The organism is Actinacidiphila sp. bgisy145, from assembly GCF_057708125.1.
Genome location: NZ_JBYIRL010000007.1, coordinates 78179 through 100376, shown reverse-complemented (window position 1 = coordinate 100376; position 22198 = coordinate 78179). Strand labels below are relative to the sequence as shown.

At 72.2% G+C, this 22198-nt stretch carries 20 protein-coding genes; 13 read left to right on the top strand and 7 right to left on the bottom strand.

From position 1 onward, the window contains the following. Nucleotides 1–21: 21 nt before the first annotated feature. Nucleotides 22–966, top strand: coding sequence for an SDR family NAD(P)-dependent oxidoreductase (locus AC3ERT_RS08745; protein ID WP_435173512.1), 945 nt, complete (start codon nt 22–24; stop codon nt 964–966). 43 nt (nt 967–1009) lie between these two features. Here the strand turns inward: AC3ERT_RS08745 and AC3ERT_RS08740 are convergent, their stop codons facing one another. Next, on the bottom strand, nt 1010–1243 hold the full coding sequence (locus AC3ERT_RS08740; protein ID WP_435131008.1) for a hypothetical protein: 234 nt from the start codon (nt 1241–1243) through the stop codon (nt 1010–1012). Nucleotides 1244–1336: 93 nt separating this feature from the next. Here AC3ERT_RS08740 and AC3ERT_RS08735 point away from each other — a divergent pair, with 93 nt between their 5' ends. From AC3ERT_RS08735 to AC3ERT_RS08715, 5 genes are all read left to right on the top strand, one after another. Further along, a complete protein-coding gene (locus AC3ERT_RS08735; RefSeq protein WP_435131009.1) occupies nt 1337–1828 on the top strand; it encodes a hypothetical protein in 492 nt (163 codons plus the stop codon). 634 nt (nt 1829–2462) lie between these two features. Then, the gene (locus AC3ERT_RS08730) at nt 2463–3950 is read left to right on the top strand and encodes an amino acid permease (protein WP_335976878.1); all 1488 of its coding nucleotides are present in this window, start codon (nt 2463–2465) and stop codon (nt 3948–3950) included. A gap of 121 nt (nt 3951–4071) precedes the next feature. Then, complete coding sequence (locus AC3ERT_RS08725) at nt 4072–5655, top strand: CYTH and CHAD domain-containing protein (protein WP_435173511.1); 1584 nt, start codon at nt 4072–4074, stop codon at nt 5653–5655. A gap of 131 nt (nt 5656–5786) precedes the next feature. Then, nucleotides 5787–6374 (top strand): SigE family RNA polymerase sigma factor, encoded by a 588-nt coding sequence (locus AC3ERT_RS08720; protein WP_335976874.1) that lies wholly within the window; start codon nt 5787–5789, stop codon nt 6372–6374. A 62-nt stretch (nt 6375–6436) separates the two neighbouring features. Continuing rightward, on the top strand, nt 6437–6874 hold the full coding sequence (locus AC3ERT_RS08715; RefSeq protein ID WP_435131013.1) for a PASTA domain-containing protein: 438 nt from the start codon (nt 6437–6439) through the stop codon (nt 6872–6874). Nucleotides 6875–7027: 153 nt separating this feature from the next. Here the strand turns inward: AC3ERT_RS08715 and AC3ERT_RS08710 are convergent, their stop codons facing one another. The 3 genes from AC3ERT_RS08710 to AC3ERT_RS08700 form a co-directional block, all read right to left on the bottom strand. Further along, nucleotides 7028–7321, bottom strand: coding sequence for an SCO5918 family protein (locus AC3ERT_RS08710; protein WP_435131015.1), 294 nt, complete (start codon nt 7319–7321; stop codon nt 7028–7030). Nucleotides 7322–7402: 81 nt separating this feature from the next. Next, the gene (locus AC3ERT_RS08705) at nt 7403–8935 is read right to left on the bottom strand and encodes a DEAD/DEAH box helicase (protein WP_435173510.1); all 1533 of its coding nucleotides are present in this window, start codon (nt 8933–8935) and stop codon (nt 7403–7405) included. A gap of 338 nt (nt 8936–9273) precedes the next feature. Next, nucleotides 9274–9477 carry a cold-shock protein gene (locus AC3ERT_RS08700; protein WP_435131017.1) on the bottom strand — a complete coding sequence of 68 codons (204 nt, stop codon included), beginning with the start codon at nt 9475–9477 and terminating at the stop codon, nt 9274–9276. Nucleotides 9478–10441: 964 nt separating this feature from the next. Between AC3ERT_RS08700 and AC3ERT_RS08695 the strand changes: the two genes are divergently transcribed. Continuing rightward, entirely contained in the window at nt 10442–10774 is a 333-nt protein-coding gene (locus AC3ERT_RS08695) for a helix-turn-helix domain-containing protein (RefSeq protein WP_335976865.1), read from the top strand. A gap of 805 nt (nt 10775–11579) precedes the next feature. Continuing rightward, nucleotides 11580–12782, top strand: coding sequence for a S53 family peptidase (locus AC3ERT_RS08690; RefSeq protein WP_435131019.1), 1203 nt, complete (start codon nt 11580–11582; stop codon nt 12780–12782). A 64-nt stretch (nt 12783–12846) separates the two neighbouring features. Here AC3ERT_RS08690 and AC3ERT_RS08685 read toward each other — a convergent pair whose 3' ends face one another. The 3 genes from AC3ERT_RS08685 to AC3ERT_RS08675 form a co-directional block, all read right to left on the bottom strand. After that, entirely contained in the window at nt 12847–13785 is a 939-nt protein-coding gene (locus AC3ERT_RS08685) for a hypothetical protein (protein WP_435173509.1), read from the bottom strand. A gap of 5 nt (nt 13786–13790) precedes the next feature. Beyond that, entirely contained in the window at nt 13791–14369 is a 579-nt protein-coding gene (locus tag AC3ERT_RS08680) for an RNA polymerase sigma factor (RefSeq protein WP_435173508.1), read from the bottom strand. A gap of 98 nt (nt 14370–14467) precedes the next feature. Continuing rightward, the gene (locus AC3ERT_RS08675; protein ID WP_335976859.1) at nt 14468–14902 is read right to left on the bottom strand and encodes a hypothetical protein; all 435 of its coding nucleotides are present in this window, start codon (nt 14900–14902) and stop codon (nt 14468–14470) included. Nucleotides 14903–15164: 262 nt separating this feature from the next. Here AC3ERT_RS08675 and AC3ERT_RS08670 point away from each other — a divergent pair, with 262 nt between their 5' ends. The 5 genes from AC3ERT_RS08670 (at nt 15165) to AC3ERT_RS08650 (ending at nt 22190) form a co-directional block, all read left to right on the top strand. Beyond that, the gene (locus tag AC3ERT_RS08670; protein WP_435173506.1) at nt 15165–16274 is read left to right on the top strand and encodes a glycoside hydrolase family 18 protein; all 1110 of its coding nucleotides are present in this window, start codon (nt 15165–15167) and stop codon (nt 16272–16274) included. A gap of 620 nt (nt 16275–16894) precedes the next feature. After that, nucleotides 16895–18559 (top strand): ABC transporter substrate-binding protein, encoded by a 1665-nt coding sequence (locus AC3ERT_RS08665; RefSeq protein WP_435173504.1) that lies wholly within the window; start codon nt 16895–16897, stop codon nt 18557–18559. 36 nt (nt 18560–18595) lie between these two features. After that, nucleotides 18596–19645: an ABC transporter permease gene (locus tag AC3ERT_RS08660; RefSeq protein WP_435173503.1), complete on the top strand. Its 1050-nt coding sequence runs from the start codon at nt 18596–18598 to the stop codon at nt 19643–19645. After that, nucleotides 19642–20541 carry an ABC transporter permease gene (locus AC3ERT_RS08655; protein WP_335976853.1) on the top strand — a complete coding sequence of 300 codons (900 nt, stop codon included), beginning with the start codon at nt 19642–19644 and terminating at the stop codon, nt 20539–20541. Before AC3ERT_RS08660 ends, AC3ERT_RS08655 begins: the two co-directional genes overlap by 4 nt. Further along, the gene (locus AC3ERT_RS08650; protein ID WP_435173502.1) at nt 20538–22190 is read left to right on the top strand and encodes a dipeptide ABC transporter ATP-binding protein; all 1653 of its coding nucleotides are present in this window, start codon (nt 20538–20540) and stop codon (nt 22188–22190) included. Before AC3ERT_RS08655 ends, AC3ERT_RS08650 begins: the two co-directional genes overlap by 4 nt. Nucleotides 22191–22198 lie beyond the last annotated feature (8 nt).

The window sequence follows — 22198 nt, the reverse complement described above, 5'->3', positions numbered from 1 at the left end:
CTGGTTCTTTAGGAGTGCGCCATGGGTGACAACTGGACCGAGCGGGACATCCCCGACCAGCGCGGCCGGGTGGCGGTCGTGACCGGTGCCAACACCGGGCTGGGCTTCGAGACCGCCCGGATGCTCGCGGAGCGCGGGGCGGCGGTGGTCCTGGCCGTCCGCGACGTCGAGAGGGGCAGGCAGGCGGCGGCCCGCATCACCGCGGGCGCCCCCGCCGGTGCCATGGGCCCCGTCACCGTCCAGGCCCTGGACCTGACGTCCCTGGAGTCGGTCCGCTCCGCGGCGGCCGACCTGCGCGCGGCCCACCCGCGCATCGACCTGCTCGTCAACAACGCGGGCGTGATGTACACCCCGCGGCGGACCACCGCCGACGGCTTCGAGCTGCAGTTCGGCACCAACCACCTCGGCCACTTCGCCCTCACCGGCCTGCTGCTGGACCGACTGCTGCCCGTCCCCGGCTCCCGCGTCGTGACGGTCAGCAGCACCGGCCACCGCATCCGGGCCGCCGTCCACTTCGACGACCTGCAGTGGGAGCGCTCGTACAGCCGCATCGGCGCATACGGCCAGTCCAAGCTGGCCAACCTGATGTTCACCTACGAACTTCAGCGCCGGCTCGCACCGCACGGCACCACCGTCGCGGTGGCCGCGCACCCCGGCGTGTCCAACACCGAACTCGTCCGCAACACGCCCGCGCCGCTGCGGATGCCCGTCACCTGGCTCGCGCCGCTGCTCACCCAGAAGCCCGAGATGGGCGCGCTCCCGACCCTGCGCGCCGCCACCGACCCCGAGGCCGCCGGCGGGCAGTACTACGGCCCGGGCGGACGCGGGGAGATCCGCGGCTACCCCCGGCCCGTCGCCTCCAGCGCGGACTCCCACGACGCGGCCGCCCAGCAGCGCCTGTGGGCCGTCTCCGAGGAACTCACCGGGGTGACCTTCCCCGCACTGCTCGGCGCGCCCAGCGCGTGAGCAGCGCGGTGGCGCCGCCCTCCGCGGTCCGGTGGCGGCCGGTTCACGCCCGCCAGTTGCCCCCGGGCTGCCGGCGCTGCCGGACGAACTCCTCGTACACCGCTGAGCCCGCCGCGGCCGGATACGCCTCGAAGCCCACCCAGTCCGTCCCGTGGTACTCGCGGAAGAACAGGTTGGCGATGGTGTCGTTGACCTCCACGGCGGTCACATGGACGGCCGGAACCCGGAACGGCTCCTCGCGCGGCGGTGCGCGGTCGGGGCACGTCGGCGCGGACACCACCGGGCGGGGCGGGGGCGCGGGGGAATCGGAGCGGGCAGGGGTGTGCCGCGCCGGTCCGGGCAGGCTCGGGGTAGGCCCTCGACCGAGGGCGTGACCAGACCGGGCGGGCGGGCCATGCTGGAGATCACGCAGAAGCACGGATGGAGCCGTGACCACGAGATCGTCCTCGACGGCGTCGCGGTGGGGCACTGGCGGCGGCGCGGCAGACGTTCCGGCGGGCCGCTCGAACTGGCGGGGGAGACCTCGGAGTTCCATGTCGCCCGATGGGGCCGGTCCTACGAACTGCGGGCAGCCGAGGGTGTCCGGGCCTCGGCCCACCGCGCCGGGCGGACGTGGGAGGTGGTCTGCGACGGTGCCGCATACCGTCTGGAGCGGGTCTCGCGGTTCCGCCGGCCGTGGCGGCTCGTGCGCCAGGGGCGGGACCTGGGCACGTTCACCCGTATCCGCCCCGGTCGGGGCGTGACCGCCGAACTCGGCTCCGTACCCTTGCCCGTGCAGGTCTTCGCCGGCCTCGTGGTGCTCTCCCTGTGGCAGCGCCAGGACGCCGCGACCGCCGGCGCCGTGGCCGCGTCCGGCAGTTGAGGTGCCGCGGCCCGCGCCGGCCGTCTGCCGGAGCGCTCCTGCCCGGACCGGGCGGCGCGGGAGGAGCCGTGGGGGAGCGGTGCCGCCCGTTGCGCTGGAGCACCGCGCTGACCTGTGCGGACTTCCCCGCAACACACGCACAACCGGTCAGTTGTCTGATCAACACGGATCATCAACGGTCGCGTTGGTCGCTGTATAAATCTCCTGCGGTCAAAAACGGGCAGTCCAGGTCCGGTTCGCGGAGCGGGGAGGTGCGGGCGTGCACGCCACGGAGCGCCGGCGCCGGCATCGGCACCGCACCCGCGGCGGTGCGCGACGCGCGCCACGGCGGCGGGTCCCGCCGCCGACCCGGCGGCCGCCGACCTCGGCGGCGTACCGCGTGGAACCGGCCTGACCAGAGCCGGTCCGGTCCCCGCCGGCGCCCGGAGACTTCACCGGCGGTCTCGCGCAGCCGGATGCGCACGGGCCACCATGGCACATCCGGCCCACCCGGTCGCCGAGCCCGATCCGTCCCCGGCCCTCCGCACCGCACCACACCGCATCGGACCGGACCGGACCGCCGATCCCCCCACCCGCCCGTTCCGCGCACCGGCCGGCCGCCCCTCACCGTCCCCCACCGATTGCTGAGGACACCATGAGCACACAGCAGACGACCGACGCTTCCGGCCCCGAGCCGCCGGCCCCGGACGCCGCGCCCCCCGGTGCGGAGGGACCGTCCTCGGGCGGCCTGCGGGTGGGGCTCAAGAGCCGGCACCTGTCGATGATCGCGATCGGCGGTGTGATCGGCGCCGGCCTATTCGTCGGCTCCGGTTCGGGCATCGCCGCCGCCGGCCCCGCCATCCTCATCTCGTACGCCCTGGTCGGCGCGATGGTCGTCCTGGTGATGCGGATGCTGGGCGAGATGGCGGCCGCGTACCCGACGTCGGGCTCGTTCTCCGCGTACGCGGACCGGGGGCTCGGGCGCTGGGCGGGGTTCTCCATCGGCTGGCTGTACTGGTTCTTCTGGGTCGTCGTGCTCGCCGTCGAGGCGACCGCGGGCGCGACCATCCTCCAGGGCTGGATGCCGGCGGTGCCGCAGTGGGGCTGGGCGCTGATCGTGATGGCCGTGCTCACCGCCTCGAACCTCGCGTCGGTCGCCTCCTACGGCGAGTTCGAGTTCTGGTTCGCCGGGATCAAGGTGGTGGCGATCGCCGCGTTCATCGTGATCGGCGTGCTGGCGCTGTGCGGGGTGCTGCACGGTGACAGCACGGGCCCCGGCCACAGCTCGGCGGGGCTGTCCAACCTGACCTCCCACGGCGGGTTCCTGCCGAACGGCCCGGGCGCGATCCTCACCGGCATCCTGATGGTCGTCTTCTCCTTCATGGGCAGCGAGATCGTCACGCTCGCCGCCGGTGAGTCCGCCGACCCGCGCAAGGCCGTCAGCCGCGCCACCAACAGCGTCATCTGGCGCATCGCGGTCTTCTACATCGGCTCGATCTTCGTGGTCGTCACGCTGCTGCCGTGGAACGACAAGTCGATCACGAAGCACGGCAGTTACGTCGCGGCGCTGGACTCCGTCGGGATACCGCACGCCGGGCAGGTGATGAACGTCGTGGTGCTCACGGCGGTGCTGTCCTGCCTCAACTCCGGCCTCTACACCGCCTCCCGGATGGCCTTCTCCCTGGGCGTGCGCGGCGACGCCCCCAAGCCCTTCGCCCGTACGAGCCCGCGCGGCGTCCCGCAGGTCGCGATCCTCTCGTCGGTGGCGTTCGGCTTCCTCGCGGTGTTCTTCAACTACAAGTGGCCCGACAGCGTCTTCGCCTTCCTGCTGAACGCCTCGGGCGCGGTCGCGCTGTTCATCTGGCTGGTCATCTGCTGCACCCAGCTGAGGATGCGCGCGATGATCCTCCGCGACGACCCGGACAAGCTCGTCGTACGGATGTGGTTCTTCCCGTACCTGACGTGGGCGACGATCGCGATGATCGTCTTCGTGCTCGGATACATGCTCACCGACCACGATGCCCGCAAGCAGGTGCTGCTGTCGCTGCTCGCCGCCGCCGTGGTGATCTTCGTCGCGCTGGTCCGGGAGCCCGTCGCCCGGGCGGTCGTCCGGCGCCGCCCGAGCGCCTCCCAGCCCTCCTGACGCCCGCGGCCGCCGCCCCCGGCCCGGGGCGGCGGTCCCGGTGGCCCCCGCGGCCCGGGCGAGGGCGCCCCGGGGCGGCCGCGGCGTGTTCGGACGGCGCGCGACCGGGCAGGCGAACCCCATGACGGCTACCCATCTCGAACAGGAAGTGACACTCGAAGGCGTCGGCCCGCTCGACCCCACCGGCCTGTGCGCGCTGCCGAAGGTGAAGAAGGTCGTGGAGGCACCGCGCGAGGACCTCGACGCCGTCTACTACGACACCGCCGAACTGCGGCTGCTCTCCCGCGGCATCACCCTGCGCCGCCGCAGCGGCGGCCACGACGAGGGCTGGCACCTCAAGCTGCCCGCCGACGGCGGCAGGCGCGAGGTCCACGCGCCGCTGCGGGCGGGCAAGCCCGGAAAGGTGCCCCGCGAGCTGGAACGCAGGGTCCGGGCGTACACCCGGGGGCGCCCGCTCGGGCCCGTCGCCCACCTGCGCACGCACCGGCGGCGCCACCTGCTGCTGGACCGCAAGGGCCGCTCGCTCGCGGAGGTCGCCCAGGACGAGGTCGACGCGCACGTCCTCGACGTGGAGCGGCTGCGTACCGCGGCCCTGCCCGCCACCCCGGACCGCGCGGCCGCCGGGCGCGGCGGCACCCAGGGCGGCACGAGCACCCGGGTGGTGCACTGGTCCGAGGTCGAGGTCGAGAAGGACCGCGGCGACGACGCGCTGCTGCGTGCCGCCGAACGCCGACTGCGCGCCCAGGGAGGCAGCCGCCCGGCCCGGTCCGGCAAGCTCGACCACGCGCTGGGCGCCGCGCTGGCGCTGCCGCCGCAACCCGCCCCGCCGCCTCGCCCCCGCTCCGGCTCGGCAGGCGAGTGCTTCACGCGCCGGCTGTCGGAGCAGATCGACGTCCTGCTCGAGACCGACGCGGCCGCACGGGCCGACGAACCCGACGCGGTGCACCGGATGCGCACCACGAGCCGCCGGCTGCGCAACCTGCTGCGCGACAACCGATCCATGCTCGACCGGCGGCGCACCGACCCCGTCGCCGACGACCTGCGCCGGCTCACCCGCGCGCTCGCAGGCGCCAGGGACCACGAGGTGCTCGCCGCGGACCTGCCCGCGCAGGCCGCCCGCCTGACCGGGCCGGAGCATCCCGCGCTCGCCCGCCGGGTCGCCGCACAGGAAGCCGGACGGCACAAGGAGGCGCACCGCGCCGCGGTCGCCTGGCTCGACCGGCCCCGCTACTACGCCCTGCTCGACGCCCTCGACGGCCTGCGGGCCGAACCTCCGCTGCGTCCCGCCAGGAGCGCCAGGCCCGCGAAGAAGCACCTGCGCAAGGTCATGGGCCGCGACCACGACCGTCTGGCGAAGCGGATGAAGACCGCGGTCAACGCTCCCGACGGGCCCGGACGCGACAAGGCGATGCACCAGGCGCGCAAGGCCGTCCGCCGGGCTCGGCACGCCGCGGAGACCGCGTTGCCCTACGCCGGCAAGCGGGCGAAGCGGTACCGCAAGCGGGCCAAGGCCCTTCAGGGGGTGCTCGGCGCGCACCAGGACGCGGTCGTGGCGAAGGGCGAACTGCGCGAGCTCGCCGCGCAGGCGCACCGTGAAGGAGCGGACACCTACGGCTATGGCCGCCTCCACGCCGTGCAGGAGCGCCGCGCGGCCGCGGCGCTCGGGGACCTCCCGTCCGCGGGGAAGCGGCTGCGCCCGTACTGACCGAGGTGCCGGCCTCCTGCCTGCCGGCCCTGCCCCTGCCGTCCCCCTCCATGTGACCCACGTCTCACAACCCGCGTGCAGCAGGCGCGGCGGCTTGTGCGTCGAGGAGGGGTGACAGGAAGGGAGGGGACGTGAGGCTGGCAACCGAGCACGACACCTGTGTCGGCAGCAGCAGGCCGGTACCGGCGCAACCGAGGAGCGAGCGGGCCTTCGACGAGTTCGACGAGTTCGTCGTCGCCCGCTCGGCCGTACTGTTCCGGGGCGCTCTGATCCTGACGGGCAACCGTGAGGCCGCGGAGGACCTGGTCCAGGAGACGCTGGAGCGGGCCTGCCGCAAGTGGCGCACCATCGCGGCCAAGGACGCCCCCGAAGCCTACGTGCGACGGATCATGGTGAACCTGGCGAACGACCGCTGGCGGCGGTTCCGCCGTACGGTCCCGCACGACGACGGCGTGGAACGCGCCGCCGCCGGGGACCAGTACGGGCAGATCGACACCAGGGACCAGTTGCTCAGGGCGCTCCAGAGTCTGCCCATGCGCATGCGGACGGTGGTGGTGCTGCGGTACTTCCACGATCTCTCGGACGACGAGATCGCGGCCGACCTGAGGATCTCACCGAGCACCGTGCGGTCCCAGCTCGCTCGCGGTATCGGCAAACTCCGTGGCCAGTTCCCCGCGTTGTCCCACCCTTCGCCGCAGCAGACCACGGAAGGACTGTGATGGCTCCCCACGACTCGCGGCTTTCCGGCTGCACACCTTTCGAACAGGAACTCGTGAACGCCATGAACGACTTCGTGAACGCCACCGAGACACCCCACTTCGCCACGGCCGCGATCGTGCGCCGGGCCCGCCGGAAGAAGGCGACGGCCATCGCGGGCATCGCCGCCGCCCTCGTCGTGGCCAGTGCGGGCACCGCCCTGGCGGCCGGCGTGGTCGGCAGCGGTGGGCACGCCTCCCACGCGGCCGCCGCGCGCTCGGCCGCTTCCGACGGCACCACGGTGCTGTTGCGCTCCCGCGACGGCGGGACCGTCACCGTCCCCCTGACCGGCATGGACTCGGCGCAGGCCAGGGAGACCCTCGTCCGGCGCGGGCTCACGCCCGACTTCACCCGGAGGCCGGTGACCGGCTGCGCGCAGAGCACGGTCATCGCGGTCTCACCGCACGCTCCGACGGTCGTCCGCGCGGGCGCCACGATCCACGTGACGGTCTGCGCCGGATGACACCCGCGGTGCCGGCCTGACCAACCCGGCCGGCACGAAGGGGCGTTGGTGGTCCCGCCGCAACCGGGACCACCAACGCCGTGAACCGACAAGCCCACCGCCGTGAACGATCCCGTCCCTTCACCCCGCCGGTGGCCGGGCGGGGCCCCGGGGTTACTCGGCTCCGCCGAACGCAGGTGCCGGGGCCGGGGCTGCCGGGGCCGGGCGGGACTCCGGGGCGGGGTGGCAGGTGAAGCCGAGGCGGCTCATCGCACGGGTGACCTCGTCCGCGGAGAAGTCGCGGCGGTCCTGCCTGGTGAGCACTTCACCGACCTGCTTGACCGGGTAGGTGCGGCGGCCGATGGTCACAGACGCACCGGTCACGGGTTCGGGCTTGATGCCCTTCATCGCTTCCAGCACTTCGCTCTTGATGAGGTTGAAGGAGAAACGCGCGATGACACAGTGCATGATGCCTCACAGGTTGACGTGGAGCCTCTGACCACGGGCGGGTGGGCTGGGCGGGCGGGTTCGGGGCGGTGGCAGCCCGCCTCAGGCGGCGGTGCCGGCGGTACCGGCGGTCTTGCGGCCGGCGCCGCGGGGCGCCGTGCGCGGCGTCGCGGTGGCGCGTCGGGCCTGGGTGGTGCCGCGGCCCCGGCCACGTGACGCGGACGGGCGGCGCCCGGGCCGTTCGGTGACGGGTGCGCTGACGGTGACGGGGACGCCGGTCGGGGTACGGGCGCCCGTGATGCGGCTCAGTTCGGCCTCGCCGGAGCGCACCTGGGTGGTGAGCGGGGTGATGCGGGCCTGGGCCATCAACCGGGTCATGTCGCGGCGCTGGTCGGGCATCACGAGGGTGACGACGCTGCCGGACTCGCCGGCGCGGGCCGTGCGGCCGCCGCGGTGGAGGTAATCCTTGTGGTCGGTGGGCGGGTCGACGTTGACCACCAGGTCGAGGTGGTCGACGTGGATGCCGCGGGCGGCGACGTTCGTGGCGACCAGCACGGTGACGTGCCCGGTCTTGAACTGCTCCAGGGTGCGGGTGCGCTGCGGCTGGGACTTTCCGCCGTGCAGCGCCGCGGCGCGCACCCCGCTGCTCAGGAGATCCCGGGTCAGGCGGTCCACCGCGTGCTTGGTGTCCAGGAACATGATCACACTGCCCGCGCGTGCGCCGATCTCGAGGGTGACGGTGCGCTTGTCGGCGGCATGGATGTGCAGCACGTGGTGTTCCATCGTGGTGACCGCGCCGGCGGAGGGATCGACGGAGTGGACCACCGGGTCGTCGAGGTAACGGCGCACCAGCAGATCGACGTTGCGGTCCAGGGTGGCGGAGAACAACATGCGCTGGCCGCCGGGGCGCACCTGGTCGAGGAGCTCGGTGACCTGCGGCATGAAGCCCATGTCGGCCATCTGGTCGGCCTCGTCCAGCACGGTGGTCTCGACCTGGTCCAGGCGGCAGTCCCCGCGCTGGACCAGGTCCTTCAGGCGGCCCGGGGTCGCGACGACGACCTCCACCCCGCCGCGCAGGGCGCCGGCCTGCCGGCCGATCGACATGCCGCCGACCACGGTGGCCATCCGGAGCTTCAGCGGCCGGGCGTAGGGGGTGAGCGCGTCGGTCACCTGCTGGGCCAGTTCCCGGGTGGGCACCAGGACCAGGGCCAGCGGCTGCCGGGGCTGGGCGCGCCGGCCGGCGGTGCGGGCCAGCAGTGCCAGGCCGAAGGCCAGGGTCTTGCCCGAGCCGGTGCGGCCCCTGCCCAGGACGTCCCGGCCGGCCAGCGTGTTGGGGAGGGTCGCTGCCTGGATCGGGAACGGCACCGCCATGCCTTCGGCGCCGAGGGCGGCCAGCAGCGGGGCGGGCAGGTCGAGATCGCCGAACGTCTCGACCGGGGGAAGCGCCGGCGTGATGGTCGTCGGCAGCGCGAACTCCCCTTGCCGCGCGGGGCGGCGCCCGTGGCCACCGGAGCGGCCCGCGCCCGAGGGGCGTGCGGACCGGGCGCGGGAGCCGCCGCCCCGCGAGGAGCCGGTGGAGCCGGTGGAGCCGCCGGTCCGTGAGGAGCGGTCGTTCGTGCGAATGGTGCGGTTCATGCGGAACCTTCCTCGATACGGCACGTATCGAGGAACCTCCGCGGCGGTGAGCCGCCTGGGAGAATCGCACGTACGAACCGAAGAAAAGAAAAACGGGGAAGAGCGAGGCTTCCCTTTTCGCGGCGGCGGGGGGCGGAAGTCGTCGAAGAAGACGTGAATTCCGGAGCGAAAGGCGGTGGCGGAATATGTCCTGCCGCCATCCACGGGGGTGTTGTGCCATCGGCTGTCCCCGCCGGCCCGTGCGGCCGTCGCCGGACACGGGGAAAATCCTGTGACGCACAAAAGCCGGGGCCCGCACCCCTCAGGTGCGGGCCCCAGCTCGGTGTGACGCGTCGGTGTCAGGCGGGGACGATGTTCTCCGCCTGCAGGCCCTTCTGGCCCTGCGTGACGTCGAAGTTCACCTTCTGTCCCTCCTGCAGCTCGCGGAAGCCGGAGGCGGCGATGTTCGAGTAGTGGGCGAACACGTCAGCGCCGCCACCGTCCTGCTCGATGAAGCCGAAACCCTTTTCCGCGTTGAACCACTTCACGGTGCCACTAGCCATTTGTGCTCTCCTTCGGGGCGGTGTCCTGTGCCCGCACTGTGCGAGCCCAGTGTCGCCGTGATGATTGCCCCGTCCGAGAGTGTCGGCACGCAAAGTAACCTACCCGACGAAAATCCGGTGAGGTCGCTTGAAGTTTTGGGAACCACTACTGCAACTGCTCGCCAGAGTAGCACGGGGTGGGCCGCAGTGCCCGGGGCGGCGCTAATTCCGTGGGGTATCCGCGGGTCACTTCGCTTCGCGCGGCATGAATTTCTCTTGTCGCGGCACCAGATATTCGCGCCGGTGCAGAGCCGAAGTGCCTCCGGGTCGGCCCCCTCCGTCGCCTTCGCACCGGTGCGGCACCGGTGCGGCACCGGTGCGGCACCGGTGCGGCGCCGACTGCGGCACGTGCCCGGTCCCGATGCCTCGCCCCACGGCTCCTCGACGCGCCGGACCGCCCGATCCTCACTACCGGACACGCGAAAATCTATGCTGGCCGCAGTAGACATTGCACGGCGGCGTGGCTATGGTTTCTCTCGTAGCCGAGATCGACAAGGCCCGGCAGAGATGAACTGCCGGGCAGCAGTACCGCACGACGCAGGACGGTCCGGTGGTGGAGTTCCGAAGCCAAGGAGCTTGTTTTGACGGCGACGGGACTGACGACCGGACCGGGTGGCCCGCAGCGCTCAGGGGCCGCCGCGCAGTACCCGTTCGGTAATCACCCAGAGGGAAGAACGGAGGAGTCGACACGCCATCAGGATCGCCCGGGTGGAGCTTTGGGCCCGGGTACCGCAGGACATCGATAGTGAGGTGGTCTCCGGTCGAGCAACCGCGATCCCCGTACCCGCTGCCACGCTCCCGTGCGGCGGTGCGGACACAGTAGGTCGGCGCAGTACCAGGCCGACAGATGGTGTTGTAGTTCCTTCGGGGCCCTGGTGCCGGTATGGCACCAGGGCCCCTCCAGCGTGTTCCACAGAGAGGCAAGATGACGGCAGACGACTCGTTCAACCGGCTTGATGACGACGACTACCCCGCCTACACCATGGGCCGGGCCGCCGAACTGCTCGGCACCACCCAGGGCTTCCTGCGCGCCATCGGCGACGCCCGCCTGATCACTCCGCTGCGCTCCGCCGGCGGCCACCGCCGCTACTCCCGCTACCAGTTGCGCATCGCCGCCCGTGCCCGGGAACTCGTCGACCAGGGCACCCCCATCGAGGCCGCCTGTCGCATCGTGATCCTGGAAGACCAGCTCGAAGAAGCCCGGCGCATCAACGCCGAATACCGCCGCGCCGAGTCCGAGCGCACGGAGGGCGACTGACGGGCGGTCCGCGGCAGCGCAGCGGCGCCGCGCCGTCCCCCCCGACCTCGTCACCTGAGCGCATGGCCGCCGAAGACGCCCGGCCGCCGCCACGCGGACGGGTGTCCCGGCGCGGCGACGTACCCTCACGACGCGCCTTCCTGGGCGGCCGTGCCGGCGAGCCGGTGCGCTCCCGCCGAGACGGACGCGGCCGCGGTACCAACCGTCCGCGGGCCAGGCCCCGATGGCGCTGTCGCCGACAGCGACGTGGTCGGTCACGTCGTAGGTGAGCGCGGCGTACGGCGCCGCCCGCACGGTGGTCGCCGAGCACGCGCCGGACGCCGGCGACGGTCGGCGCGCCCTGGCGGACCGGTATCGATCACGCGGTTGCGACCCTGGCTTCCCATTTGCCGGACTTGCGTTGCTGCTTGCGCTGTACCTGCCAATCCCGCACACTGCACGCGTCCATACGGGACCTGCGGCAACTTCCCTCCTATGGGCCGCTGTCGGCGTGCGCTGTCACGTCCGCGGCGTAGTGCGCCCTGTCCGCGATGCCGTCGGTGGCAACCGCTGTGGAGGAGCTGGTCGTGTCGTTCTGGAACGCGGGAATCGACAAGCGCCAGCACCACGCGGCCCCGGCGCCCGGGCGGCCCGAGGAAGGCGGCGCCTGCTGAGGCGATTTCGGCGGCCCGGGCGTCCCCTGCCCTTCGCCGTCCTCCCCTGACGCGGCAGCGCCCGGCCCGCCCCGCCTCACCAGGCGGCTGCGAGCCGGGCCGGCTGCCGAGGCCGACACCCCGATCGGCCATGACCCCCTGAGGAGAGTCACATGCAACTGCGCTCACGCGCAAAGCTGTTGGGCATGGGCATAGCGGCCCTGGTGGGAATCCCGCTGGCGGTCCTCGGCCCCGCCGGGTCCTCACAGGCAGCGGCCTCACCGACCGCGAAGACCGCGCACTCCTGCGCCACGGCCAAGGCGGGATACGCGTCCTGCAAGGCGATCGTCCGCACGGATGTCGTGCAGGCCGAAAAGGTGTCGCCGAACGCCACGCCGTCCGGATTCGGCCCGTCCAGCCTCCAGTCGGCGTACGCGCTGCCGTCGGCGACGGCGGGTGCGGGCCGCACGGTGGCGATCGTCGACGCGTACGACGACCCGACCGCCGAGGCCGATCTCGGCGTGTACCGCAGCCAGTTCGGGCTGCCGGCCTGTACGACCGCGAACGGCTGCTTCAAGAAGGTCGACCAGAGCGGCGGGACCACGTATCCCCGCAAGGACGGCGGCTGGGGGCAGGAGATCTCGCTCGACCTCGACATGGTCTCGGCGATCTGCCCGAACTGCCACATCCTGCTGGTCGAGGCGAAGAGCTCCAGTTTCGCCAACCTGGGCGCGGCGGTGAACCAGGCGGCCGCCACCCCCGGAGTGGTGGCGATCAGCAACAGCTACGGCGGTTCGGACGCCTCCGACGCGAGCTACGGCTCCTACTACAACCACCCGGGCATCGCGGTGACCGCCAGCTCCGGTGACAACGGGTACGGCGCGAGCTACCCGGCCTCCTCGCACTACGTCACCGCCGTCGGAGGCACGAGCCTGACGACGGCGTCGAACTCCCGCGGCTGGTCCGAGACCGCGTGGAGCGGCGCGGGCAGCGGCTGCTCGGCGTACAACACCGCGCTCAGCGGCGCCGCTTCGTTCGGTACGGGCTGTGCGAACCGTGCCGAGGCGGACGTCTCGGCGGTCGCCAACCCCTCGACCGGTGTCGCGGTCTACGACAGCACCGCCTACCAGGGCTACGTCGGCTGGATGGTCTTCGGCGGCACGAGTGTGTCGTCCCCGATCATCGCGTCGGTGTACGGGCTGGCCGGCAACACGGCCTCCATCGACAACAACTACCCGTACACGCACTCCTCTTCGCTGAACGACGTCACGTCGGGCAGCAACGGCAGCTGCACGACCACCCAGTGGTGCAACGCCCGCGCCGGCTGGGACGGTCCGACGGGCCTGGGCACGCCGAACGGCATCGGCGCGTTCTGACGCCGGCCGCACGTCCGGTCGCCGGGCCGGAAGGGAGATCCCCCTTCCGGCCCGGTCTGCGTGGTCACGCGTGGCCGTGGGACGTTGTCGGGCTCGCCGCGGCGGCAGGCGTCGCGGGCCGGGCGGCGCGGGGCGTGGCGGTTTGCGGCGAGGATGCCGACGGCGCCGCCGCTGCGGGCGAAGCCGCTGTCGGCGAAGCTGCCGTCGTCGGTCTGCCGCGGCCGGGCGTGTGCTCGCCGGTGAGCTGTGCGCAGTAGGAGGCGACCTTGGCCGCGCCGCCCGCGGCGGCGTCGAGGCGGCGCTGCGCCGTCGCGTCCAGGTGCTCACCGCGCTGGGGGGCCCGCAGGTAGGAGGTGCACAGTCCCTTCAGGCCCGGCTGTGCCGCGGTGCTCTCGCCGGGCGCGGCAGGATGTGTGGACGCCGGTCGTGAGGCGGTCGGCGCCGTGGCGCTCGGGTCGGGGACGGGCCGCTGGGGCCCGGCGGCGCCGGAGGCGCCGGCAGAGGGCGATGCCGCGGAAGCCGAGCGGCTCTCGGCGGGCGTGCCCCCACCGGTGCGGAACGGACCCGGCAGCGTCCCGGTCGTCGCGGCGATGGCCACCCCGCTCAGTACCGATACCGCGGCGATGCCGCCGACCAGCACCTTCGTCGGGCGGGAGGCCCGCCGCCACCGGGCTCGCCGGCACCCTGGGCCGGCCGGTGTCCGGGCGCGGCGACGGGCGTCGCGGAACGCCTGGAGCGCGAGTTGCTCGCCGTTCGTGCCGGCGGGCAGCGAGTCCGCCTCCTCGACGGCGCTCGCCAGCAGCCGGGCGAGGTCCGCGGCGCGCGGGTCGTCGTGAGACGCGTCGGGCCCCGCGTCAAGCAACTGCTCCGCCGTCCGGGCATCGAGCCAGCCGGTCGGCCCCGCCGACGCGCCCCGGAGCGGTCCCGGCAGGTCGGCAGGCTGGTCGGCGGGCTGGTCGGGGGCGGAGCCCTTCCGCTGTTCCGGGCGCTCGTTCGTGGTCACTGTCGTCACTTCTCCTCGGTGCCGCCGGCGTGGCGCATGCGCTCTGCGAGGCGTTTCAGGCCGCGGTGGGCGGCGGTGCGGACGGCGCCGGGCTGCTTGCCCAGGACCTGGGCGGCCATGGGGGCGTCGAGCCCGAGCACCACCCGCAGCAGGACGGCCTCGGCCTGGTCGCGCGGCAGCGCCGCGATCAGGGACAGGGCGTGCGCGGTGGCGAGGCTCTCCAGGGCCAGCCCCTCCGAGTCCTTCTCGGCCCGCAGTTCGGCGACCGCGTCCCCGAGTTCGGTGGTCCGCGGTCGGACGTAGCCCCTGCGCAGGTGATCCAGCCCGCGGTTCCGGGCGATCGTCGCCGTCCAGGCACGGAAGGCGGGCCCGTCCCCGCGGAAGCCGTCCAGGCCGCGCACGACGTCGTGCCACGTCTCGGATGCGACGTCGTCGGCGTCGTTGCCGACGAGGCCGCGCAGATAGGCCACCAAGCGAGGGTTGAGCGCGCGGTAGAGGCGGGCGAACGCCGCCTCGTCACCCGCACGCGCCTTTGCGAGGGCAGCGGCGAACGCCGCCTCGTCCGTCGCGCCTCTCCGGGGCACCTGCGCTCTTTCCACCTGTCCTCGTCGTGCTCGTCGGCCGCCGGGACGGTGGTACCCGCCGCCGGCGCCGGCCCTCTTGTGCTCCCGGCCCCGCGGAACTACCCCTTGGTCCGGCCGGCCACGGCGAGGCAGAAGAGGCGCAGGCTGTCCCGCGACCCGTTCTCGTAGCGTTTCACCGCCTTGCCCAGCGGGTTCCACAAGCGGCCGTCGGGCGTCCGGACACCGAGCGGCTGTCCGAAGATAGCGCGCTGTCCGGTGTCGAATTCCACCCACACCGCGCCGGCGCTGCGCACCAGGACCTCACCGGTGTAGGCACCGAGGGTCAGCAGGGTGCGGGCCAGGTGCGCGGCCTGCGGTTCGCCCCGGCGCAGGCCGTCGATGATGCGGTCGACCAGAGCCAGGCTGCCCGGCGAGTAGTCCAGTGCGAGCCCCGACCGCTCGCGCACCGTGGCCACGAAGTCCGCCGCCAAGTACGGCCCGGACCGCGGGACCACGGGAAGGGCGTCCGCCCCCTGCTCCGCGACCAAGTCCACCACCCCATCCCTGCCGCTCCACGTGGGAATGCGTGTCGAACAGGGGACGCAGCGGTCGCCGAAAGTGTTACACCCCCTTCCGGCTGCGGCGGCATCGAAGTCCGGGGGCTGCGCAGGGCGCCCGCAGCCTGCCGGTGCCGGGCCTTCCGCCCTTCTTGTCGCGGTATGCGGGTGTGTGGGCGGCTCCTTGACAAGGTCCAGACCAATCCACCACCCTGTGCCACCCCTTCACGGAGAACCACCTGATCGCCAGGAGGCGTTCATGCGTGTGCCGTTCGGAAATGTGAAGTCCTTCGCGGCGGCAGCCGCGCTGCTGGCCGCCGCGGTCGTCGTGCCCGCGGCCGCGCCGGCCGCCTCGGCGAGCGCGGCGGCGACACCGCCGCAGGTCTACGGCGCCTGGCAGTGCGGCAACGACGCGTGTACGTGGGCGACGGTGCGGGACATGACCGACTTCGACCAGGCGAACCACTGGCTGGTCGACCGCGGTGACGGACGCCCCTCGGTCAACCTGGTGGTGCTCAGCTTCGTCAACCCGTTGACGCTGCTGAACGGCACGACGAACAGCGGCAACACCGACGGTGTCCCGGTCGGGATGAACCAGGCCGTGGTGGACTACTTCACCAGCCACGGCATCCGCGTGATGCTCTCCATCGGCGGCATCACCTACACCGACGACTGGAACACCGCACTGGCGCAGAACGCGACCCTGCTGGGGCAGAAGGCAGCGGCCCTGGCGTCCCAACTCGGCGTCGGCATCGAGATCGACTACGAGCAGAGCTCCGGACCGAACACCACCGGACTGCAGGCCTTCATCGACGCCTACCGGGCCGCGCACCCCTACGACGCGTCCGGCGCCGACCCGACCGCCCGCCTGACCATCGACGTCGCCGCCGGCGACCGCTGGCTCATCGACCTCGACCAGTACGCCACCGCCCACTGGCTCACGCCCGGCAACCCGGTGCTGGACTACGCCAACGCGATGGTGCCGAGCAAGCAGCCGTCGGCGAGCGGCGCGGAGTCCAACTGGCAGGAGCACCTGGACGGCAAGCCCAACTACAGCCCGGCCATCCCGCCACTGGCCCCGGCGAAGTTCACCGGCAGCCTCTACATCGCCGAGGGCTCCCAGGTCCGCCCCGAGTGCACCGACTTCCCGTCGTCGGTGACGAACGCCACGGGCTCCTGGACGCAGGGCGCGGCTCCCGCGGGAGCCGGTACCACCAACGGCCTGCTCGGCTACATGTTCTGGGCCGCCGAGCGCCCCTCCACCCGCGGCGTCACCACCACCCCGCCCGACTCCTGTGAGGGCGGCGTCGGGGCCGGCGCCACCGCCTTCGACATCCCCCTGCCGATGCCGGCACTCCGGCAGAACTGACCGTCCCGGAGGCCCCCGTCCGCCCGGCCCCGGCCCGTGTTCATCCTTCGGCGCGCGGGGGCCGGGCGGTGCTTTTCCCGTGGGGAGGCCGCCGGGCAGAGCGGGTGCGCGTCTCGCGATCTGGTCCCGCTCTTGACCGTTCCTGCCCGCGGATGTCAGTCTCTGGCTCATGCCGTGGACCCCGCTGACCAGCTGCCGGGTGGTTGATTACATGCTGATCGCCACCAGCGCGTGTCGCTTCTGCTGACGATTCTTCCCGCCGACCGTTCTCACCGGTCGATCGCCGGATTCCGTCAGACCGTCCACCCCCTTCGTTCCGCCGCCCCTGCCGCCCCGTTCTCGCGGCCCTGATGCGTGAGCGAACCCGCTTCCCCGTCATGAACTTCTCGTAACGCGCCGCCCGTTCCCGCTGCGCTGCTTCCCGCCGCGTTGGCTGCGGCCGCGCCGCGTGTCGCCGGTGTGCGTCTTCGTCGCGTCCACCGCGCGCACGTGTGAACTCCTCGTCACGCACTCCCCGTTCCTGCTGCGCCCCTGCCTGCCGCCATACCCCGCCGTTGTGCGCGCCGTCGCGCCCACCGGTGGCGGTTCCGTGCGGCCCAAGAAGGAAGACAGTCCAGGCCATGACCATGCTCCGTCCGCGCCGCCCCTCGCTCGTGCTCGGCGCCATTGCCACCGCCTCCGCCCTGCTGCTCACGGCGTGCGGTTCATCAGCCGGCGGCTCGAACTCATCGGGCTCTCAAGGCGGTTCGCCGCAGACCGGTGGCACGCTGACGTTCTACGACCCCGTGCAGTACGAGGACTGGCAGACCACCAACTCGCTGTGGTCGGTGAGCCAGGTCACCGACAACATCGGCGAACGCCTCATCTGGCAGGACCCCAAGACCGGCAAGCTGCTGCCGTGGCTCGCGACGTCGTGGTCGGTCAGCGCCGACCACAAGACCTACACCTTCCACCTCAAGCCGGACGTCAAGTTCACCGACGGCACCGCGCTGACCTCCCAGGTGGTCAAGGACAACTTCGACCAGCACGGCTTCGGCGACAAGAAACTGGGCATCCCCGCCGACCAGTTCTGGAACGGCTACGCCGGCACCAAGGTCGTCGACCCCACGACGTTCCAGATCAGGCTGAACACGCCGGACGCCGGCTTCCTCCAGGTGCTGTCGAACTACCGGGCTTCCACGATCCTCGCCGAGTCGTACGTCAAGCTGAACCTCGCCGGGCAGAGCAAGGTCCAGAACTGGGTCGGCACCGGCCCGTTCAGGTACGCCGGAGGTGACGGCGTCAACGAGGTCGTCCTCAAGCCGAACCCGCACTACACCTCCTGGCCGACCGGCTCGGCCCACACCGGCCGGGCGTACCTGAACGAGATCGACTTCAAGTACGTCCCGGAGGAGAGCACCCGCATCGGCGCGTTGCAGTCCGGCCAGGCGCAGGTCGTCCGCAACCTGTCGCCCACCGACGAGCAGACCGTCGGCTCCTTCGGCGGCCAGCTGGAGTCGTTCGGTGTGCAGGGCGAGACGAACGCGCTCGCCGTCCAGGTCAGACCCGGCCTCATCACCGACGACAAGCAGGTGCGGCTCGCCCTCAACGCGGCCACCGACCGCAAGGAGATCAACCAGGCCGTCCTGTCGTCGAACTACGGCATCCCGATCGGCCCGCTCGTCAAGGGCACACCGGACGCCCCCGACCTGTCGAGCTACCTCGCCTACGACCCCGGCAAGGCCAAGCAGCTGCTGGAGAGCGCCGGTTGGGCGGCGAAGTCGGACGGCTACCGCTACAAGGGCGGCCAGCAGCTGCACTTCGACATCTGGGTCGCGCCGTTCTACCAGGTCTCCGAGCAGGTGCTGGAGGTGCTCCAGTCGGAGTGGAAGAAGGTCGGCGTCAAACTGTCGATCCACAGCGTCTCGCTCGACCAGTACGAGGCGATCAGCGCGGCCGGCGGCACGGGCAGCGAGAAGTTCTCGTTCAGCCAGTCCCAGACCTCGACGGCCGACCCGAACGTCCTGCGTGTCGACTACGACACCACCCGCGCCAACGGCCTGGGCCAGGACGCGAAGAGCCCGGACCCGAAGCTGAACCAGCTGGTGCGCGACCAGGCCGAGGCCTTCGACCCGGCCAAGCGCGCCGCGACCGTCAAGGAAGCCGGCGAGTACCTGTACCAGCAGGGCTACAGCATCCCGCTCTACGACGAGACGCAGGTCTTCGGCCTGTCGTCCAAGGTGCACGGCTTCGGGACCGAGTCGACCGCCCGCGCCTGGCTCTACGACACCTGGCTGGGCAAGTGACGCCCGGAAACCGGCGAAGGGGCCGGTGACGAGCACATGAGACGCTACCTCCTCACCCGACTGGCACAGGCGCTCGCCGTCCTGTGGGCGGCCTACACCCTGTCCTTCATCCTCCTGAGCGTGCTGCCCGGCGACGCCATCAGGAACCGGATCAACGCGCCGGACTCCCTGATGACACCGCAGCAGGCGCAGACGCTCCTGGACTACTACGGATCGAACCGGCCACTGGTCGAGCAGTACTTCCGCGACCTGTACGGCCTGTTCACCGGTGACCTCGGCTACTCGATCACCAACGGCGGCAAGGTGTGGAGCCTGCTGACGCTCAACCTGCCCTCGACGGCGAAACTCACCGGTCTGGGCCTGGTGTTCGGGCTCGTCTTCGCGGTGATCGTCGCGCTGCTCATCAACTACGCGAAGTTCGGCTGGCTGCGGGACGCCCTCAGCTTCCTGCCGGCCCTGTTCACCTCGGTGCCGATCTTCGTCATCGGCATCGTCGTGCTCAACGTCTTCGCCTTCGACCTGCATGTGATCCCGCCGGTGGACGACCACACCTTCACGGCGCTGATCGCACCGGCGGCGACGGTGGGGCTGGTGGTCTCGGGGCCGCTGTCCCAGGTGCTGAGCAACTCCGTCCGGCGGACCCGGGGCCAGCCGTTCGTCCACGTCATGCACGCCAAGGGCGCGGGGGAGGGCTACATCTTCCGCAAGGACGTCCTGCGCAACTCGCTGCTGCCGGTGCTGACACTTCTCGGCCTGACCATCGGCGAACTGCTCGCCGGCGCGGTCGTCACCGAGACCGTCTACGGCCGCGCCGGCCTGGGACAGCTGATCGTGACCTCGGTCAACACCCAGGACCTGCCGGTCGTCCAGGGCATCGTGCTGCTGACGACGGCCATCTACGTGACCGTCAACTTCGCCACCGACATCGTCTACACCGTCATCGACCCGCGGATCGCGCTCGACGCGAGGACGACCCGCGTCACCCGCGCCAGGCGGGCCGCGACGGCCCAGGAACCCGGCACAGACCCCGCCGAGGCGGCTGAACCGTCCGGCACGCGCGACCCGGTTGAGGTGGCAAGGCCATGACCACGACGACAGAAACCGCAGACCTCCTCGACGCCGGGCCCGGAAAGCCGGCTCCCGCCGAACGCGGCAGGTCCCGGGCCGTGACCGGCCTGGTGTGGCTCGCCCGGCACTGGAGCCTGGTGCTGGCCGTCGCGATCGTGGCGCTCATCCTGCTGTGGGCGATCGTGCCCGGCCTGTTCACCAGCCAGGACCCGCTGGCCATCGCGCCCACGCAGAAGTTCCTCCACCCCTCCGCCCAGCACTGGTTCGGCACCGACCAGCTCGGCCACGACGAGTACACCCGCATCATCTACGGCGCCCGCCCGTCGCTGGCCAGCTCCGCCCTGGCCGTCGCCATCGGTGTCGTCGTCGGCTCCCTCGTCGGCGCGGTCTCCGGGTGGTTCGGCCGGTGGGTGGACGCGGTGATCATGCGCGGCATCGACGTCGTGCTGTCGATCCCCGGCTTCCTGTTCGCGATCGTCATCGTCGTGGTGCTCGGCTTCGGCATCATGCAGGCCGCGGTCGCGGTCGGCCTCACCTCCTCGGCCACCTTCGCCCGCCTGATCCGCGGCGAGGTGCTCAAGGCCAAGGCCAGCACCTACGTCGAGGCGGCGGTGACCAGCGGCACCTCCTCGTCGGCGATCCTGCGGCGCCATGTGCTGCCCAACTCGATCGCCCCGACCATCTCGCTCATCACCTTGCAGTTCGGCGTGGCCATCATGTGGATCGCCTCGCTGAGCTTCCTCGGACTGGGCGCCCAGCCGCCGCAGCCCGAGTGGGGCCGCCTGGTCACCGACGGCCGCAACTACATCGCCACCGCCGACTGGCTCACGCTCTGGCCGGCCGTCGTGATCACCGTGGCGGTGCTGGCCACCCACCACATCTCGCACTTCATCAGCAAGCGGAGCAGCGCATGACCCCCACCAACGGCTCCGCCCCCGGGAGCGCCGGCGACACCAGCGGCGAACGCCTGCTGGTGGTGGAGAACCTCCACGTCTCCTACCAGGTCGACCGGCGGCTCAAGCCGACCCTGCACGACGTCAGCTTCAGCGTCGCCCCGGGCGAGGTGATCGCGCTCGTCGGCGAGTCCGGCTCGGGCAAGACCACCACCGGCCACGCCGTCCTCGGACTGCTGCCGGCGAACGGGCGCGTCACCGGCGGCCGGATCACCTTCCGCGACCAGGTGCTGACCGAACTGTCCCCGAAGGGCTGGCGCGCGCTGCGGGGCCGTGCCGTCAGCCTGATCCCGCAGGACCCGACCGTCTCGCTCGACCCGCTGCGCCGCGTGGGCGAGCAGGTCGAGGACACGCTGCTGCTGCACAGCGGCCTCAGCGCCGCGCAGCGCCGGCGACGGGTCCACGAGCTGTTCGAGACCGTCGGCTTCCGCGACGTCGAACTCCGGTACCGCCAGTACCCGCACGAGCTGTCGGGCGGCATGAAGCAGCGCGTCCTGATCGCCTCCGCGATCGCCGGCGAGCCAGACCTGATCATCGCCGACGAGCCGACCTCGGGCCTGGACGCCACCGTCCAGAAGCAGGTCCTCGACCTCATCGGCGACCTGTGCCGCCGCAACCGCACGGCCGTCGTCCTGGTCACCCACGACCTGGGGGTCGCCGCCGACCGCGCCGACCGGATCGGCGTCATGGAGCGCGGGCGGCTGGTGGAGGTCGGCACCCCCGACCAGATCTTCACCAGCCCGCGGCACCCGTACACCAAGCGGCTCGTCGGGGCGGTGCCGGGACGCGGCGCGGTGCCCGTCCGCGCCGCCGCCGCGACCGAGGAGCGCGAACCCGTCATCACCGTCACGGATTTGCGCAAGTCCTACGGCGGCACCGACGCGGTCGCCGGCACGTCGTTCGAGGTACGCCGGGGCGAGACGTTCTCGATCGTCGGCGAGTCCGGCAGCGGCAAGTCGACGACGGCCCGCGTGCTCGTCGGGCTCACGGAGGCGACCTCGGGTTCGGTGTCCGTGCTCGGCACGGACATCACCCGGCTCGACCGGCGCGGCTACCGGCCGCTGCGCAAGGACGTCCAGATCGTCCACCAGAACCCGTACTCGTCCTTCGACCCGCGGTTCGACGTGTTCGACGTCGTCGAGGAGCCGCTGCGGGCCTTCCAACCCGCTCAACTGCCGTGGAAGCGCAGGAAGGCCAACCGCGACCGGGTCGTGGCCGCACTGGAGGCGGCCGCCCTGCCGCCGTCGTTCGCCGACCTGCGACCGGCGGAGCTCTCCGGCGGCCAGCGCCAGCGCGTCGCCCTCGCCCGGGCGCTCGTGGTCGAGCCGAAGATCCTGGTGCTCGACGAGCCCATCTCGGCGCTCGACGTCTCGGTCGCCGCGCAGATCCTCGACCTGCTGGGCACCCTCCAGCGCGAGCGCGGGCTGACCTACGTCTTCATCTCGCACGACCTGGCGGTCGTGCGGGCGATCTCCGACCACGTGGCGGTCATGCGGAACGGTCGGATCGTCGAACAGGGGCCCGTCGACGACGTCTTCAGCCGGCCGTCGTCGCCGTACACGCAGAACCTGCTGGGGGCGATCGCCGGCCGGAAACTAGTCCACCTCTAACGAGCGAG